This is a genomic window from Rhodococcus sp. MH15, from assembly GCF_019266045.1.
GTDB lineage: Bacteria > Actinomycetota > Actinomycetes > Mycobacteriales > Mycobacteriaceae > Rhodococcus_F > Rhodococcus_F qingshengii.
On the sequence record NZ_LPNP01000065.1, the window covers coordinates 295,828 to 312,131 of the forward strand.

Genomic DNA, 16,304 nt, shown 5'->3' on the forward strand with positions numbered 1-16,304 from the left:
GCATCATGAGTTTTGTACTACCGGAAACGACGCTCGGAGTGGTGGCCCATGCGGCAGGTGACCTGCGGGTCGAGCATGTTGCGTTGACTGCGCCGACCGCCGAGCAGGCAGTGATCGAGATCGCTTACGGCGGTGTGTGTGGATCAGATCTGCACTACTGGACGCACGGCGCGGCGGGGGAGTCGATTCTGAAGGCACCGATGCTGCTCGGTCACGAGGTGGTCGGCACGGTCGTGACGGCCGCGGCGGACGGAACGGGGCCGGCAGTTGGAACTTCCGTGGCCGTACACCCCGCAACGCCCGGTGGGACCGCGCCTCGGTTCCCGAGCGATCGGCCCAACCTCTCGCCCTGCTGCACATACCTGGGAAGTGCAGCGCAGTACCCACACACCGAGGGCGCCTTCGTGAAATACGCAGTGCTCCCGACACGCATGCTCCGGGAACTGCCCGAGGGGTTGGACCTGCGGACTGCGTCGGTAGCCGAACCGGCAAGCGTTGCCTGGCACGCTGTTTCGCGAGCGGGAGACGTACGCGGGAAGAAGGCGCTGGTCGTCGGCTGCGGACCCATCGGCGCACTGGTCGTGGCTGTGCTCAGACGAGCAGGCGCGCAGTCGATCACCGCGGTCGACGTGCACGACGTTCCGCTGCAGATCGCGTCGACGCTCGGTGCGGATCGGGTTCTCGAGGCCACCGACGCCGAGGCAGTCGCCGCATCCGATGCCGACGTGGTCGTCGAGTGCACCGGCAATCATCGCGGGCTCGAATCCGCTATTCGCGGGGCGACGCGCGGTGGACGGGTGGTCATGCTCGGGCTTCTTCCGTCCGGACCTCAACCGGTACACATTTCGCTGGCGATCACGCGAGAGTTGGAGTTGGTGGGCTCATTCCGCTTCAACGACGAAATCGACGAGGTGCTGCTCGCCCTCGCCGACGGTTCGCTTGCTGTCGATGCTGTTCTCACACACGAATATCCGGTCGAGGAAGCTCTGGAAGCCTTCGCAGTCGCCAAGGATGCTTCGGTGTCGGGGAAGGTGCTGTTGCGGTTCTGAGTCCTTCGACCCTGTGCGCCTTTATTAACCGCGGGCGGTTAATAAAGGCGCACAGCAGGTTATTCGACCACCAGGCCCTTGGCTTCCAGCAGAGCAGTCAGATTGCTCACCTCGAGTGGGGTCTCTCCCCGCTTGTAACGCTCGATATACCCGGCTTCGGCTTCGTCACGGGCACGCGAGAGTTCGATTGCCTCGGCAACCTCCTCGCGGCGGACCACGACAACGCCGTCGCAGTCACCCTTGACGACGTCACCGGGATAAATGACCTGTTCTCCGAAGACCAGGGGATGGTTGATCGGGCCGAGAGATTCCTTGACGGTTCCCTCGATGTACACGTGCTTGGAGAAGACGGGGAATCCGAGTTCGCGGATCTCCCGGGTATCGCGCACTCCGCCGTCGGTGACCAGTGCGGTAATGCCGCGCGCAACACAGGCATTGGCGAGGACATCGCCGAACTGGCCGGCGGCTTGATCACCTGAAGAGACGATCAGGACGTCACCCGGCTGTGCGTAGCTGATCGCAACCTGCAGCATGAGGTTGTCACGGGGATGGCACTTGACTGTGAAGGCGGAGCCGCAGAACTTCATGTCGCGGTCGATCGGTTTGATCGCCGGATGCAGCGACCCCTTACGTCCCTGTGCCTCGTGAATCGTGGCCGCGGAGAACGTCCCCAGTTCGGCAATCAGGTCCTTGTCCGCGCGATCAATTTTCGTCTTGACGTGAATCATCTTGTACTCCAGAAAGTATGAAAGATCAGGAAAGGCGTTCGACTGCCGCGGCGATCTGTGCCGCGGCCTTTTCGAGGACGGCCTCGGAGGTGGCGAAGGAGATACGGAAGTACGGCGATGCGCCGTAAGCCGAACCCTGAATGGTGGCAACCGACGCCTCGTCGAGGAGATAGAGGACGAGATCCTGGTCGGACTCGATCACGGTGCCATCCGGGGTCTGCTTGCCGATCAAGCCGGCACAGTTGACGAACAGGTAGAACGCACCCTGCGGCACGACGGGCTCGAGCCCGGGGACAACACTGAGGAGGTGAGCCGAGAGGTCGCGTCGTCGTCGGTAACTTCGTACGGATTCGGTGAGGAAACTCTGGTCGCCGGTAAGGGCTTCCACGGCTGCGGCCTGGCTGATCGAGGACGGGCAGGAAGAACTCTGACCCTGCAGTTTGTTGACGGCGCCGATCAATCCGGAATTTCCGAGTCCGTATCCGAGTCGCCACCCGGTCATGGCATGAGACTTGGAGACTCCGTTGGTGACCAGTACCTGGTCACGGAGGTGCGGAGCGACCTGCAGCAGACTCGGGATCGGAGCGTCGCCGAAGTTGATCTCGTCGTAGATCTCGTCGACCAACACACTGACATGGGGATTGGCCTCGATCACTTCGGCGAGGGCCTGCAGCTGCTCGCGGGTGTACACAGATCCGGTGGGGTTGCCCGGGGCATTGAGGATGACCCACTTGGTGTTCGAAGTGATTGCAGCGGATAGTGATTCGGCTGTGAGAAGAAAGCTGTCGGACTCCTCGCACTGAACGATCACCGGAGTTCCGTCGTGAGCGAGGACCATATCCGGGTACGAAACCCAGTAAGGGGCGGGAACGATAACCTCGACGCCGGCTTCGACCGTCGCCATGAGAGCGAGGAAGATGACCTGTTTCGCGCCGCCGCCGACGGTGATCTGGTTGTCCGCGTACTGGATTCCGGTTCGCGAAGCCGCGCGTGCTGCGATTGCCTCGCGTAGAGCCGGGATGCCGTTGACTGCGGTGTACTTGGTCTGACCCGTGTTGATCGCAGTGATCGCCGCAGACTTGATGTTGTCGGGTGTGTCGAAATCGGGCTCCCCGACGGTCAGGTCGAGTATTTCACGGCCCTGGGCCTTCAGCTCGCGCACTCGTTGTGCGGCAGCCACACTCGGCGACTCCCTGATTCTGTCGACGCGCGCAGCCGGAACGAAAGTCGCCATGATGGTCTGCTCCTGGGTCCGGGGTGAGCGTGGATTCCCGTCGTCGACGAGCCACAGTTCTCACTCGGTGATCCGTTCGACCATAGGGTCCTACCAGGGCATCTGACCAAGACCGAACCGTTGTGGCCCGATAAGCAAACGTGATGGAGCGGCGACGGAATCAGACCGACAGAACGCGCAGATCCTCGAGACCGTCCACGACGGGAACTCGCCACGACGCAAGCTCTTCCGGTCCCTGCTCGTCCCACAATTCGAACAGTTCCGAATCGGTCGATGCGATGGTGCGCTCCACCATTTCGATCAGCCAGGTGAGCCGCTCGCTGGTCAGGGCCGCGGTGAAGGAATCGAGATCGAGGTCTTGGGTGGCGGGGTCGCGCTTGCGATCGGCGCGCACGATCAGCACCAATTCGAGCAAGGCGATGGCGATTTGGCCGCCGTCCACCTCGAGGTAGTCGTCCTCGAATGCCCACTCCACCGATTCGAAGGTGAAGTCACCGTGCCCGATGGACGCGATCAAATCCCCTGCACCGTCGTTCTCGAACGGTCCCGATCCCCACGCGCCCACTGTCTACTCTTTTCCTATTGCCGTCTCAGCGCGCTTCGAGCGCGATCTTCGCTCCGAATCCTAGAAGAACTGTTCCGGTTATGCGCTCGAGTGCCTGTCGCACTCGGGGCTTCTCGAAGGTGCTACGCGCTCGCGAGAGAAGGACCACGTAGCCACTGAGCCACACGATGGTGATGGCTGCGTGGATGAGCACCAGCAATGCAAGCGACGGTCCCGTCGGCCACCCGGCCGGAACCAACTGCGGCAACAGTCCGGTGTAGAAGACGGCGATCTTGGGGTTGAGCAGGTTGGTGGTGAAGCCCGTCTTCCATGTCCCGGCCTTCTGCGATCGTGGAGCGTCGGCATTGTGTTGCATCCGCGACGTCCGGCTCTCCCACAGTGCTCGCACACCGAGATAGATCAGGTAAGCCGCGCCGGCGAGCTTGACCACCGTGTACGCCTCGGCCGACGCGGCGAGGATCGCCGAAAGCCCGAGGACGGTCAACAGACCCCACACCAGAAGGCCCGAGACGATGCCGGCCGCTACCCGGAAACCGGCAGATCTGCCCGCGCCGAGAGCAGCCTGCGTCACGACGGCCATGTCGGGCCCGGGGACCAGAGTCAGTAGGGCGAGCACAGCTGTGGCGGCGAGCAGAGCGGTCAGCATGCAACAAGTATGAAGTCGGGGTGGGGAGCATTGTCGGCCGGTGGTGTCAGGCCTGTGAACAAAGAGTGGCGCGGCGGTGTGAACTGCATGGACACGCCCGGAAACCGGCGTCTCGCGAGCCCTGTTCGACAAAGTTATGCACACTGTGGGGAAACGAATCGTTGCAGGTAGAAGGAATAACTATGTTGTAATTCATCCTTTTGTCCACAGGTTATGCACAACTGGGAAGCGGATGTGAATGAAGTTATCCACACCTGTGTGTGCATCGGTGGAGAACTGTCCAACTCCATTGGATACCCGCGAGTAATAAATCCCAACCAGTGGGTTGACCCCGGGACGTTCGTCCTGTCCAATCGAGGGTCAGCGGTAGTCGTGCGATGCTCAGGGGGCGCTTGACGGATGCGGAGATTTGGGTTTGTCGGGATTGTGTTGGTCGTGCTCGCGCTTGTCGTGGGCGGAGTGGCGTATGCCGAACCGGCACCTGAAAACCCACCAGGAGATTCGGCCGGTCAGGCCGGGGCTCACATCAATCGCATAGAGCAGTTGTCGCCCACACGCAGTGCCGTGTTCGTCGAGTCGCCGGCCATGCGGCGCGAGGTGCAAGTGCAGGTTCTGCATCCAGCGTCGAGTGCCGGTTCGCGTCCGTCCTTCTACCTACTCGACGGCGTCAGTGCCGGTTCGGAATCCGGATACTCCGAAAGCACCTGGACTCAAAAGACCGACATCGAAGCGTTTTTCGCCGACAAGAACGTCAACGTCGTTCTCCCTGTTGGCGGTACCGGCAGTTTCTACACCAACTGGAAGAACGACGATCCGAACCTCGGTGTGAACAAGTGGGAATCGTTTCTCGCTGAAGAGCTTCCGGCGTTGATCGATTCTGCGTTTTCCGGAAATGGGACGAACGTGGTCGGCGGGGTGTCCATGGGTGCGCTCGGCGCGGCCAACCTCATCACACATCACCCGACGCTCTACACCGGATTGGCCTCGTACAGTGGCTGTCTCGACAACTCCGAATCGTCCTCGCAGGACTCCGTACGGCTCACCGTGGCCAGCAAGGCGGGCGACGCCACCAACATGTGGGGCCCGGCGTCGGACCCCGACTGGCAAAAGCACGACCCGTCCACCAACGCGGAAACGCTGCGTGGGAAGACGATCTACGTGTCCTCCGGTACAGGTGCGCCCGGAGAATACGACAACGTCTTCACCCCGAGTGGACTGCAGACTGCCATCGAAGGCGGACCGCTCGAGGCGCTCGCTAATACGTGCACACAACTGTTCGAAGCGAGGTTGGGCGAGTTGTCGATTCCCGCAGTGTTCGCGTATCGGAACGACGGCACCCATTCGTGGCCGTACTGGCAAGACGCGCTTCACGATTCCTGGCCGACGGTGAAGACGGCGCTGGGAATGTGAGCTGAGAACTACTCGGCCAGTGCCAGTTCGAGCAATTGGAGGGCGCCGTCACGGGTCTGCGCAGCCGCGATGAACCCGGCCTTGTGGCAGAAGACCGAACTGTCGACGCCCGTCTGGGCGGCAAGATCCGAGCCGTTCAGGCCGCGCCACGGCTCCGGCAACAGCTTTCGTGAACCGAACTTGGAGTCAGCAGGCTTGACCGTCTGAATCGACCAGCCGCCGTTGGTGTTCGGGAAGATGGTGAACAGCAGCTCTGGCTGGGCCGACGCGGCGCGGCCGTGGGGAACGAAGCGTTCCAGCACGACGAAGCGCGGATCCGTTGCTTTTTCGTAGGTCTCGGTGAACTCGCGCTCGGCCGCCGCGTCGCCGGCATACTTGGCGCGCAGGCGAATCAAGACCTGGGTTGCGAGAACGACGGCCAGCTCGAACTGGGTGTCGAACTCCTCGTCGGTGGACGAGATCGGATTGAAAAGGTCCAGCACGGACGACAGATCAAAAGGCTTGGTGCCGTAGTCGTTGAGGGTGTAGATCTCTTGGCCGTTGTCGACGGCGTCGATGCCCTCGACCAGTCGGCTGTCGATACGGCGGAACACGGAGGCGTCGCCTTCACAGAACTGCAGGCCGTATTCCTGCCAGAGCAGACCGAAGGCGGAGTACAGGATGCCGTTGCTGCGCTCGCCGGCATCACGCTGGTGATGGTCGAAGCGCCCCTCGGCCGGGTTGTAGCGACCGCCGACGTCGAGCACGATGTCCGCGCTGCCCAGGACGGACTCGTCACGGCTGCGAACGACGGTGGCGTCGGGGTACAGCTGCTTGAGCAGCGATACGCCGAAGACGTCGTCTGCATGGAACTTGCCGTTATGGGTCGCGATGATCACCCGTCGAGACTAGGCAATCGAGCGCGGGGATGCCTAGTCAGCCGATGGTGCGGATGCGGTCGGTGGCAGGTGGCGAGACCGGTGACCCGGCTGCGAACAGGGCGGTCAAGGCGTCGAGGTCGTTGCCCGCACCGGTCATCTGGGTGGAGTTCTTCAGTGCGGTGAAACCGTCCCCGCCCTCGGCGAGGAACTTGTTCACCACGACGCTGTAGACGCCGTCGGGGGCGATGTCCTGCCCGTTCAAGCGCATTTCCGAGATTCGCGAGCCCGGCGCTGCTCGCCGGTCCAGGGCGTAGGTGAAGCCCGCGGACGGGGAGAGGATGCGCTCGGTAGCGGTGCCGTCGAGGTCGATCTGGAATTGCTGTTCGAGAGCGTCCTTCAGCACCGCTCCTGTGACGGAGAGCACCTCGAGACTGTTGCCGAAGGGTTGCACACCGTAGGCCTGGCGGTAGGTGATCTGGCCGGAAGTGCCGAAGTCCAAGTCCTCGCGCATGCCGCCGGGGTTCGTCAACGCGAGTTGAGCGCCTCGTGTCGATCCGGCGGCGAGTTGAGCGTCGGCGACCAGGTTGCCGAGTGTCGATTCGCCGCTGGGTACCCGGTCCCGTGTCAGATCGGCGGTGATGGTCCCCACCGGTCGCTGAGCGCTTTCCGATGCCTCCGACCAGGCTCGGTCGGCGAGCGCCTGAATATCGGGATCCGGCGAAATATCGTGTGTCACTATCTGATTGAACGCGGACGTCTGATCGCGAACGACCTCGCGGGTGTTGCGATCGATGGTGACGTCTGCGACGGACACGATCCGGCCGTGCGAAGCGCCCTGCATCACGACTCTGGGATTGCCTGCGGGATCAGGGAATTCGCAGTTGTACTGCTGGTGGCTGTCGGCGGTGAAGATGACGTCCACCTTCGGTGACGCACGAAGGGCGATGTCGCGGGCCGGCCCGGACTCGACGTTGCAGTCGTTGGGCCCACCTTCGACGGCCGGTTCGTCCCCACGGTGCAGGAGGACGGTGATGGCTTTGACGCCGAAGAAATCGAGGACGTCGGCGGTGCGGTTGATCGCTTCGACCTCGTCGCCGAACTGCAGATCGGCGATCCCACCCGGTGTCACGATCTGCGACGTGTTGGCGGGGGATATCGCGATGACTCCGAGCGGAATGCCGTCGACCATGTTCACGGTGAAGGGCAGCGTGGCCGGGGTGCCGTTGGTGTACGTCATGTTCGCGGCCATCAGCGGGAAGTTGGCGCCGCCGAAGGACGGACTGAACGTGCACGCATCGACGGCGGAGCAACCGCCGGACTGCATGCGTCGGAACTCGGCGAGCCCTTTGTCCAGTTCGTGGTTGCCGATCGCGGAAGCGTCGATCTTCATCCGGTTCAGGAGTTCGACCGTCGGTTCGTCATTGAACATCGCCGACTCGAGCGCCGACGATCCCCAGTTGTCACCGACCGAATACAGCAGCGAGTTGGTGGCCTGGCTGCGAAGTTGCGTCACGTAGGCCGCGAGATACGCCGCGCCACCTGCGGGAGTGAGCGAGCCGTCGGCCTGCCTGATCTCGCTGCGAACACCTTCCGGCGGGCGGAGACTGCCGTGCAGATCGTTGAACGCCAACAGACGTACCGACACCGTGTCCTGGGACTCTGCGTTGGCGACGCCACTCAGGGAGGTCGCGGTGGTGGCGAGAAGGGTCGTTGCGAGCACGGCACACGTTCGTGTCATGCGTCGCGTCATGCGTCGTGCTCCCTCACTCGGACCGGCCTCGAACCTCCCTGAGTGTGCCCGTCTGCCGAAACGAATTCCAGTCCTCGGCGTAACAGTTATGTATCGAGTGTCACGCGGTGACGCCGATGCCCGCGGCCTGCTTCGCGACGTCGGTGTTCGCGAAAGCGAGGAATGCGTCGTTCTCGTGTGGATCGCCGATGGTCATCCGGACGCCCTCGACGCCGTACTGGCGGATCAGAATGCCCGCTTCGGTACTCGCCTCGGCAAAAGCGGGAGAGAGTTCTCCGAGGGGGAGATAGACGAAGTTCGCCGACGACTCGGGGACGGTGTACCCGGCTTCGATCAGAGCGGTTCGAACTCGCGTCCGCTCGGCGATGACACCTTCGGTGCGGGCAAGCAGTTCGTCTGCTGCAGCCAGGGAAGCGATTGCGGCGGCCTGCGCAACGGCGCTCACGGTGAACGGGGTGTGCACCTTGCCGAGGGCCACGATGATCTCCGGATCCGCGACCGCGTAACCCACGCGGATTCCCGCGAGGCCGTACGCCTTCGAGAAGGTGCGCAGAACAACCACGTTGGGGCGGCTGCGGAACAGCTCGATGCCGTCGGCGTCCGAGCGTGAGTATTCGAAGTACGCCTCGTCGAGTGCGACGACGACGTGCGCCGGGACCGCGTCGAGGAAGCTCTCGAGCTCTGCCTTCGACAGTGCATTGCCGGTCGGGTTGTTGGGGTTGCATACGAAGATCAACCGCGTGCGATCCGTGATCGCGGCCAGCATCGCGTCGAGGTCGTGGCCGAAGTCCTCGGTCAGCGGAACCTTGACCGAGACGGCATGGCCGACCTGGGTGACCACGGGGTACGCCTCGAACGAACGCCACGCGTAGATGACCTCGTCACCCTGATCGCACGTGATCTGCACGAGTTCCTGGCACAGCGTCACGGAGCCGCAACCAGCGGCGACGTTGGCCGGCTCGACTTTCAAGAAGCTGGCCAGCGCCTCGATGAGTGCAACCGCGGCATTGTCCGGGTAGCGGTTGGCATTGGCGACCGCGTCGGCGACGGCGTCACGCACACCGGGCAACGGCCCTACGGTCGTTTCGTTGCTCGCCAGCTTGATCGCACCCGGAAAATTGCGTCCGGGAACGTAGGCGGGGATGGAGGCGAGGTCAGGGCGAATGTGTGCGGTCACGAGTCGATTATGCGCGCACTGATTTGGTGCGTAGCGGCCGTCTGCGTGTCAGAGTTAGAAGATGTCGGAAATCTTCCGAGCCACCGCGTATCTGCGCGGAGCTGAAGGGGAGGTCGCCACGGCTGTTCCGCTGACCGTGGTGGAGCCGGACGGCCCGACGCGGGGCGGGATCGTCGTCCTGCATGAAGCCCGGAAGTTCAGCCCGGCTCTGCTGAATCTGATGTGCGCGCTTGCCGGCGAAGGGTGGGTGAGCGTCGCACCTCACCTGTTTCACCGCGAACCCGAACACATGCAGGGTGAGGTGTTCGGTGACAACCTCTTCGCCGACTTCGACGCGACCCTCGATTGGCTCGTCGGACGCGAAGTTCTCGCAGACACCATCGGGGTGCTCGGATTCGACGACGCCGGTACCGCCGCGATGCTCGTGGCCACCAGCCGTCCCGTCGGCGCCGCGGTGAGCGTCGCCGCCCGGGGAATCGTCGAAGCCTTGTCGGTGGATGCTCAGGCGCTTGTCGACGCGGCCACTTCCCTGCAGGCGCCGTGGCTGGCGCTGTACGGCGAGGACGATCCCAGCACGCCTCGCGAACACGTGACTCTGCTCCGGGAAGCGACCGCGAAGGCCGACGTCGCGACACTGGTGGTCAGCTACGCCGGACTGGCTCACCGGGCGGACGAGCCGCCACAGCTGTCCGAGGACGCTGACCTCGACGACCCTGATTCGGCCTCGATCATCGAAGCTCAGACCCGGATCTTCGACTGGTTCGACAGCCACCTGCGGTAAGTCCACAAAACAGCCCGCTGACCACACGTTTTGCCTTTGGTGGCGAAGGGTGTGTAATCTTTCGATCCGGCGGTCCGAAAGGATCGGAACCCCCAGGGAGGCGTGCCAGAGCGGCCGAATGGGACTCACTGCTAATGAGTTGTCCCTTTTACGAGGGACCGGAGGTTCAAATCCTCTCGCCTCCGCCAAGCCGGTGATTTTGACCGGCGGGTTAGAAATGATAGAAATTACGACGGTAAGACACGCAAGACCAGCAAGACAACAGAACATGCGCCCGTAGCTCAACGGATAGAGCACTTGACTACGGATCAAGAGGTTAGGGGTTCGAATCCCTTCGGGCGCACAAGAAAGAAGGTCACAGACTTCAGGTCTGTGACCTTCTTTTTGTTGTGGTGCATACGCAATTCTTGAATGTGTGTGAGGTCACCTCGGCGATTTCGGGCGGTGATCCTCGCGATCGTGGGAACCAACAACCGATCCCCGCGACCTATGCTTTCTGCGGAGCAGCCACGCGAACCGAGGAGAACCCGTTGGAGACCGTCGACAGTCGGACGCTCCCGGTCTACTCGGCTGGGGCGGTCGAGGTGCCCTTTGTCATCGCGGGCATGGACGAGCTTGTCTCCCGCGAGACCCGGTGGGAGGCGCACTCGCACCCGACCCACGAATTGTTGTGGAACGAGCGAGGAGCGTCGAGCGCCACGGTGGGATCGCGCACGTGGACGATCACCCCGACCGTCGGTCTGTGGATGCCCGCCGGCGTCCTGCACTCGGCGATCGCGCCCGCCGGAACCTGGTATCGGGCCGCTCAGCTCGACATCGCATCGGTTCCTTCTCTGTCCGACGTGCCGGTGGCGATCGAGGTCACTCCGCTGCTGCGGAACCTCCTCGAGCGACTGGCAGACGATTCACTCGGAACCTCTTCACGCTCGCTCACGGAGCAGATGGTGATCGACGTGCTGGCACCGTCGCCGAACGAGTTGCTGGTGCTGGTGCCGGACTCGCCACTTCTGCAACCCATCGTCGATGCGATCGGTGACGATCCGAGTGACATGCGAACGCTGTCCGACTGGGCAAGGCTCCTCGGTGTCAGCCCGCGAACCATCACCCGGGTATTTCGGTCGGAGACCGGGATGAGTTTCGGGCAGTGGGTCTCGGCTGTGCGCGCCCAACGAGCGGTGACCCTTCTTGCCCACGGCTTGGATCTACAAGAGGTTGCCGAGCGTGTGGGCTACCACTCGACCAGCGCATTCGGGGCGGCATTCCGGCGCACTACAGGCGCTACACCAGGGATGTTCCGGGCTAGCTGATCGGCCATCACACCTTGTCTCGATCGCTACACGGGGTGTCCCAAACACGCGATTGCGCCACATTGCCCTCCCGTATACGGTTTAGGCAAACCTCACCTAAGTGCCTGATTGAGCCGGGTTGAGGGCCGTACCCCTTCTCGAGAGAGTTCTGTTTTCATGCGTTCAAAACGCTTCTTGGCGGTGGCCGCAGCAGCGGTCGCAGTCGCCCTCGGCATGACAGCTTGCAGTTCCGACTCCTCGGAGACCGCCGACGGCGGCAGCGCCGGAAGCGGATACAGCTCCTTCCCTGTCACGATCGAGCACGCTTTCGGAACTACGACGATCGACGCCAAGCCGGAGCGAGTTGCCACCGTTGCCTGGGCCAATCACGAAGTGCCCCTTGCTCTCGGCGTGGTTCCCGCCGGAATGGCAGCGGCGACTTTCGGTGACGACAACGGCAACGGAATGCTGCCGTGGGTCGAGGAAAAGCTCGACGACCTTGGCGCGAAGCCGCCGGTGCTCTTCGACGAGACCGACGGCATCGACTTCGAAGCCGTCTCCGATACGAACCCTGACGTCATTCTTGTCGCATACTCCGGATTGACGCAGGAGGACTACGACACTCTCAGTGAGATCGCTCCGGTTGTGGCGTATCCCGAGGGGCCGTGGGCGACGTCGTGGCGTGACGTCATCAAGTTCAACAGCATGGGCCTCGGCATGGAATCCGAAGGGCAGGAACTGATCTCCACCATCGAGAAGGAGATCGCCGACGAGGTTGCCGCGCATCCGCAGCTTGCAGGCAAGGCAACCATGTTCCTGACGCACGTCGACACCGCTGATCTGAGCCAGGTCAGCTTCTACACGGCGAACGACACGCGCGCCGCGTTCTTCGAGGACCTCGGACTTTCGACGCCGAAGAGCGTTGCCGACGCCTCGACGGGTGGTGAGTTCTCGAAGAAGGTCAGTGCGGAGCGTGTGGACGTCTTCGACGACGTCGAACTGATCGTCACCTACGGTGACCAGGCACTTGTCGACGCACTCAAGGCTGACCCGCTGCTCTCGCAGATGCCTGCCGTCGCCAACAACGCGATCGTGTTCCTCAATGGAACCGGGCCGATGGGAACGGCGGCCAACCCGACTCCACTCGCGATTTCGTGGGTACTCGGCGACTACGTCGATCTGCTCGCCGGGGCCGCTGGAAAGTCGGAGTGACTGTAACCTCGCAGGATTCGACGTCGGGCGCTCGCGATACGCGGAGCCCGACGTTCGGCAATTCGCTGTGGCTGATCGCCCTTCTCGTGGTCCTCGCGGTGCTCATGTGCGCCTCGATCGTCATCGGCTCTCGTGAGGTCGATTGGTCCGACATCGTTGCCGCACTTGGCGGTTCCACCGACAATATCGGTCAGGGTGCGATTGCCAAGCGCATTCCGCGGACGGTGCTCGCGATCGTCGTGGGTGCTGCGCTCGGTCTTGCCGGCGCGGTGATGCAGGGGATTACCCGAAACCCTTTGGCGGATCCCGGAATCCTGGGCGTCAACATGGGCGCTTCGCTCGCCGTGGTGATCGGAATGGCGTGGTTCGGATTGTGGACCCAGACCAGCATGATCTGGGTGGCCGTACTCGGTGCAGCCGGGGCGGCATTGTTCGTCTACGTAGTCGGGTCACTCGGGCGAGGTGGAGCCACGCCACTCAAGTTGGCTCTTGCCGGGGCCGCAACATCGGCTGCGTTTGCTTCGTTCATCACTGCGATCATGCTGCCGCGAAACGATATTGCGGGCAACATTCGTTCGTGGCAGATCGGCGGCGTCGGTGGCGCGAGTTTCGAGGTGATCCGGCAGGGTCTGCCTTTCCTCATTGTCGGCTTCGTGATCTGTCTGCTGTCAGCGCGCAGTCTCAACTCTCTTGCGCTCGGCGACGAGGTTGCATCAGGTCTCGGCGAACGCGTCGCGGTGGTTCGTGCAGTGGCAGCGCTCGGTGCAGTGTTGCTCTGCGGTGCGGCCACTGCCATCGCGGGACCGATCGGCTTCGTCGGTTTGGTCGTCCCGCACCTGTGCCGGTTGTTGATCGGGATTGACAACCGTTGGCTACTACCGTTTTCTGCGCTGACAGGTGCCGCCCTTCTGGTCGCCGCCGACATTCTCGGACGAATTGTCGCCCGGCCGAGCGAAATCGACGTCGGCATCATCACCGCGCTCATCGGAGCGCCCTTCTTCATTTACATAGTCCGCCGTCAGAAAATACGTGAGCTGTGACCACTACATTCGTTACTCCCGAAGTCGAGGTCGACGCAGTCGGAGCAAGCCGTATCCGACGAGGTAGACGCCGCCGCATCGTGATTGCCGTGCTGATGGTCCTCGTCGTCGCCTCCTTCGCGGTCACTCTGATGGTGGGAAAAGCCTTCTACTCGCCGTCAGATGTGCTTCGGGTCGTGCTGGGGGAGAACGTGCCTGGTGCCTCGTTCACCGTCGGCCGCCTCCGGCTGCCTCGCGCTGTCCTCGCTGTGGTCGCCGGAATCTGTTTCGGCTTGGGTGGCATCACGTTCCAGACGATGCTGCGCAACCCGCTCGCGAGCCCCGACATCATCGGAATCAGCTCCGGCGCAAGCGCTGCAGCGGCTTTCGCGATCATCTCGCTTTCACTCGGCGGTTCACAGGTATCGGTTTTTGCTATCGCTGTCGGTCTGGGCGTCGCAGTCTTGATCTACGTTCTGTCTTTCCGGGACGGTGTGGCGGGCACTCGGCTCATACTGATCGGTATCGGCATCGCCGCGATGCTCGACAGCGTCACCGCCTACCTGCTCAGTACCGCCGCCGCGTGGGATCTGCAGGAGACGATGCGTTGGCTCACCGGCAGTCTCAACGGTGCCAACTGGGGTTCGACGGTTCCCGTACTCCTGGCGCTGGTCGTGCTCGGGCCGGTGCTGCTGAGCCAATCGCGCAACCTTTCGACCATCCAGCTCGGTGACGACGCAGCACAAGCGCTCGGCGTCAGAGTGGAACGAACGCGCATTCTGACGATCATTGCGGCCGTCGGACTCATCGCCTTTGCCACTGCCGCTGCGGGGCCCATCGCCTTCGTCGCATTTCTGTCCGGCCCCATTGCCGCCCGCATCGTCGGTCCGGGAACATCACTTTTGATTCCGTCGGCGCTGGTCGGAGCGCTGCTGGTGCTCGTTGCCGATTTCTGCGGACAGTACGCCTTCGGCACCCGTTACCCCGTTGGCGTGGTGACCGGCGCGCTGGGAGCGCCGTATCTCGTCTACCTCATCATTCGCTCCAACCGAACGGGAGGTTCGCTGTGACCGAATCCCATACTCTGACTGTCGAAAACCTCGAACTCGGTTACGGAGGACGGACCGTCGTCGAATCGCTCGACCTCGCGGTGCCGCCGGGAAAGATCACGACCATCGTGGGCGCCAACGCGTGCGGCAAATCGACACTGCTGCGGTCGATGTCGCGGCTACTCAGTCCCCGAAGCGGTCATGTTCTGTTGGACGGCAAGGATGTTCATCGCCTGCCTGCGAAGAAGCTCGCTCGCACGCTCGGTCTGCTGCCGCAGTCACCGATCGCACCGGAAGGGATAGTTGTCGCCGATCTCGTCGGCCGTGGTCGTCATCCACATCAGCGGGTGCTGTCGAGGTGGAGCCGCGAGGATGACGCAGCTGTCGCCGAGGCGCTTGCGGCCACGGACACAACCGGATTGGCCGAACGATCGGTGGACGAGCTTTCCGGTGGTCAGCGCCAACGTGTGTGGATTGCGATGGCGCTCGCCCAACAAACCGATCTGCTTCTACTCGACGAGCCGACCACCTTCTTGGACGTGAGCCACCAGGTTGAGGTCTTGGACCTGCTCACCGACCTGAACCGGACTCGGGGTACAACGATTGTCATGGTTCTGCACGATCTCAATCTCGCCGCCCGCTACGCCGACTACCTCGTCGCCATGGCCGATCGCCGGGTCTACGCGGCGGGTGATCCTGCCGAGGTGCTCACGAGCGACAACGTCCGCACCGTGTTCGGTCTCGAGAGCCGAATCATCCCGGACCCCATGTCGGGTAAGCCGTTGGTGTTGCCGCTCGGGCGCCACCACGTGCTCGACGACGTGTCGACGTGACGGCGTCGAACGCCCCGGGCGGGCGGATCGAATCCGTGGAACAACTCAATGCGATTCTCGGACAGCCCCATCCGACGATCATGGAGAAGCAGACCGCTTACACGACTCCGTTGATCCGTGAATTCATCGAGCAGGCACGGTTTTTTGTGCTCGCGACATCCGATGCGGCCGGGAATTGCGATTGCTCGCCGCGTGGAGACCTGGTCAGTCAGGTTCTGTTTCCCGACGAGAAGACGCTCGTGCTCCCGGATCGTCCGGGCAACCGGCGCGCTGACTCGTACCGGAACATGATCGAGAATCCTCACGTGGGGATCCTCTTTCTCGCGCCCGGGCACGACGAGATCGTGCGCGTCAACGGCACGGCGACTCTGTCCACCGATCCTGATCTGTTGGATTCGATGGCGATGAATGGCAAGCCTGCACAGCTTGCGGTGATCGTGCAGATCGACGAGGCGTATCTGCATTGCGCGAGAGCAATTCTGCGGGCGAAGCTGTGGGATCCGTCGACGTGGCCCGCATCCGATGAGGTGCCGAGTCTGCGCGACATGATGGCGGAGCAACACAGCCTGCGCGTCGAGGACCTCGAACCCGCCAGACAAGAGGCGTACCGCAAGTACCTGTACTGACCTCAGTCCGTTGGCCTTTCGCAGGAGAACGGTCTCCACCAGCTGATCGTCAACTGGTGGAGACCGTCGTTCTTACTGT

At 62.8% G+C, this 16,304-nt stretch carries 16 protein-coding genes and 2 tRNA genes; 11 read left to right on the forward strand and 7 right to left on the reverse strand.

Features of this window, described 5'->3' with window-relative positions:
- Positions 1–5 precede the first annotated feature (5 nt).
- A complete protein-coding gene (locus tag ATN37_RS15800) occupies positions 6–1,049 on the forward strand; it encodes an L-idonate 5-dehydrogenase (RefSeq protein WP_030535776.1) in 1,044 nt (347 codons plus the stop codon).
- A gap of 59 nt (positions 1,050–1,108) precedes the next feature.
- Here ATN37_RS15800 and ATN37_RS15805 read toward each other — a convergent pair whose 3' ends face one another.
- From ATN37_RS15805 to ATN37_RS15820, 4 genes are all read right to left on the reverse strand, one after another.
- Positions 1,109–1,777: a 4-carboxy-4-hydroxy-2-oxoadipate aldolase/oxaloacetate decarboxylase gene (locus ATN37_RS15805; RefSeq protein ID WP_007731695.1), complete on the reverse strand. Its 669-nt coding sequence runs from the start codon at positions 1,775–1,777 to the stop codon at positions 1,109–1,111.
- Positions 1,778–1,802: 25 nt separating this feature from the next.
- Positions 1,803–3,011, reverse strand: coding sequence for an aspartate transaminase (locus ATN37_RS15810; protein WP_218695373.1), 1,209 nt, complete (start codon positions 3,009–3,011; stop codon positions 1,803–1,805).
- A gap of 160 nt (positions 3,012–3,171) precedes the next feature.
- Complete coding sequence (locus ATN37_RS15815; RefSeq protein WP_165638725.1) at positions 3,172–3,576, reverse strand: DUF4259 domain-containing protein; 405 nt, start codon at positions 3,574–3,576, stop codon at positions 3,172–3,174.
- A 25-nt stretch (positions 3,577–3,601) separates the two neighbouring features.
- On the reverse strand, positions 3,602–4,222 hold the full coding sequence (locus ATN37_RS15820) for a LysE family translocator (protein ID WP_007731691.1): 621 nt from the start codon (positions 4,220–4,222) through the stop codon (positions 3,602–3,604).
- Between the two features lie 399 nt (positions 4,223–4,621).
- Here ATN37_RS15820 and ATN37_RS15825 point away from each other — a divergent pair, with 399 nt between their 5' ends.
- Positions 4,622–5,632 (forward strand): alpha/beta hydrolase family protein, encoded by a 1,011-nt coding sequence (locus tag ATN37_RS15825; protein ID WP_256933304.1) that lies wholly within the window; start codon positions 4,622–4,624, stop codon positions 5,630–5,632.
- A gap of 8 nt (positions 5,633–5,640) precedes the next feature.
- Here ATN37_RS15825 and ATN37_RS15830 read toward each other — a convergent pair whose 3' ends face one another.
- The 3 genes from ATN37_RS15830 to hisC all read right to left on the reverse strand — a co-directional run bounded on the left by ATN37_RS15830 (position 5,641) and on the right by hisC (position 9,419).
- A complete protein-coding gene (locus ATN37_RS15830) occupies positions 5,641–6,510 on the reverse strand; it encodes an MYG1 family protein (protein ID WP_047271521.1) in 870 nt (289 codons plus the stop codon).
- A 37-nt stretch (positions 6,511–6,547) separates the two neighbouring features.
- Positions 6,548–8,242, reverse strand: a complete 1,695-nt coding sequence (locus ATN37_RS15835) for a bifunctional UDP-sugar hydrolase/5'-nucleotidase (RefSeq protein WP_218695374.1) — start codon at positions 8,240–8,242, stop codon at positions 6,548–6,550.
- 100 nt (positions 8,243–8,342) lie between these two features.
- On the reverse strand, positions 8,343–9,419 hold the full coding sequence (gene hisC, locus ATN37_RS15840; protein ID WP_007731684.1) for a histidinol-phosphate transaminase: 1,077 nt from the start codon (positions 9,417–9,419) through the stop codon (positions 8,343–8,345).
- A 61-nt stretch (positions 9,420–9,480) separates the two neighbouring features.
- Between hisC and ATN37_RS15845 the strand changes: the two genes are divergently transcribed.
- From ATN37_RS15845 to ATN37_RS15885, 9 genes are all read left to right on the forward strand, one after another.
- Positions 9,481–10,200 carry a dienelactone hydrolase family protein gene (locus ATN37_RS15845; protein WP_003943860.1) on the forward strand — a complete coding sequence of 240 codons (720 nt, stop codon included), beginning with the start codon at positions 9,481–9,483 and terminating at the stop codon, positions 10,198–10,200.
- Positions 10,201–10,296: 96 nt separating this feature from the next.
- A tRNA-Ser gene (locus tag ATN37_RS15850) sits at positions 10,297–10,388 on the forward strand.
- Positions 10,389–10,470: 82 nt separating this feature from the next.
- Positions 10,471–10,543: transfer RNA gene (locus ATN37_RS15855), tRNA-Arg, on the forward strand.
- Positions 10,544–10,589: 46 nt separating this feature from the next.
- Entirely contained in the window at positions 10,590–11,507 is a 918-nt protein-coding gene (locus ATN37_RS15860; protein WP_218695375.1) for an AraC family transcriptional regulator, read from the forward strand.
- Positions 11,508–11,663: 156 nt separating this feature from the next.
- Complete coding sequence (locus tag ATN37_RS15865) at positions 11,664–12,698, forward strand: iron-siderophore ABC transporter substrate-binding protein (protein ID WP_218695376.1); 1,035 nt, start codon at positions 11,664–11,666, stop codon at positions 12,696–12,698.
- Entirely contained in the window at positions 12,695–13,738 is a 1,044-nt protein-coding gene (locus tag ATN37_RS15870) for an iron ABC transporter permease (protein ID WP_218695377.1), read from the forward strand. The genes ATN37_RS15865 and ATN37_RS15870 overlap by 4 nt, the downstream gene beginning before the upstream one ends.
- On the forward strand, positions 13,735–14,787 hold the full coding sequence (locus ATN37_RS15875) for an iron chelate uptake ABC transporter family permease subunit (RefSeq protein WP_218695378.1): 1,053 nt from the start codon (positions 13,735–13,737) through the stop codon (positions 14,785–14,787). The genes ATN37_RS15870 and ATN37_RS15875 overlap by 4 nt, the downstream gene beginning before the upstream one ends.
- A complete protein-coding gene (locus ATN37_RS15880; protein WP_030535756.1) occupies positions 14,784–15,599 on the forward strand; it encodes an ABC transporter ATP-binding protein in 816 nt (271 codons plus the stop codon). Before ATN37_RS15875 ends, ATN37_RS15880 begins: the two co-directional genes overlap by 4 nt.
- Complete coding sequence (locus tag ATN37_RS15885) at positions 15,596–16,225, forward strand: pyridoxamine 5'-phosphate oxidase family protein (RefSeq protein ID WP_042447707.1); 630 nt, start codon at positions 15,596–15,598, stop codon at positions 16,223–16,225. Before ATN37_RS15880 ends, ATN37_RS15885 begins: the two co-directional genes overlap by 4 nt.
- The last annotated feature ends 79 nt before the right edge of the window (positions 16,226–16,304 follow it).

Coding starts and splice junctions, on each gene's coding strand:
- ATN37_RS15800 (WP_030535776.1), top strand. CDS start 6: ATGAGTTTTGTACTACCGGAAACGACGCTCGGAGTGGTGGCCCATGCG.
- ATN37_RS15805 (WP_007731695.1), bottom strand. CDS start 1,777: ATGATTCACGTCAAGACGAAAATTGATCGCGCGGACAAGGACCTGATT.
- ATN37_RS15810 (WP_218695373.1), bottom strand. CDS start 3,011: ATGGCGACTTTCGTTCCGGCTGCGCGCGTCGACAGAATCAGGGAGTCG.
- ATN37_RS15820 (WP_007731691.1), bottom strand. CDS start 4,222: ATGCTGACCGCTCTGCTCGCCGCCACAGCTGTGCTCGCCCTACTGACT.
- ATN37_RS15825 (WP_256933304.1), top strand. CDS start 4,622: ATGCGGAGATTTGGGTTTGTCGGGATTGTGTTGGTCGTGCTCGCGCTT.
- ATN37_RS15835 (WP_218695374.1), bottom strand. CDS start 8,242: ATGACGCGACGCATGACACGAACGTGTGCCGTGCTCGCAACGACCCTT.
- ATN37_RS15845 (WP_003943860.1), top strand. CDS start 9,481: ATGTCGGAAATCTTCCGAGCCACCGCGTATCTGCGCGGAGCTGAAGGG.
- ATN37_RS15865 (WP_218695376.1), top strand. CDS start 11,664: ATGCGTTCAAAACGCTTCTTGGCGGTGGCCGCAGCAGCGGTCGCAGTC.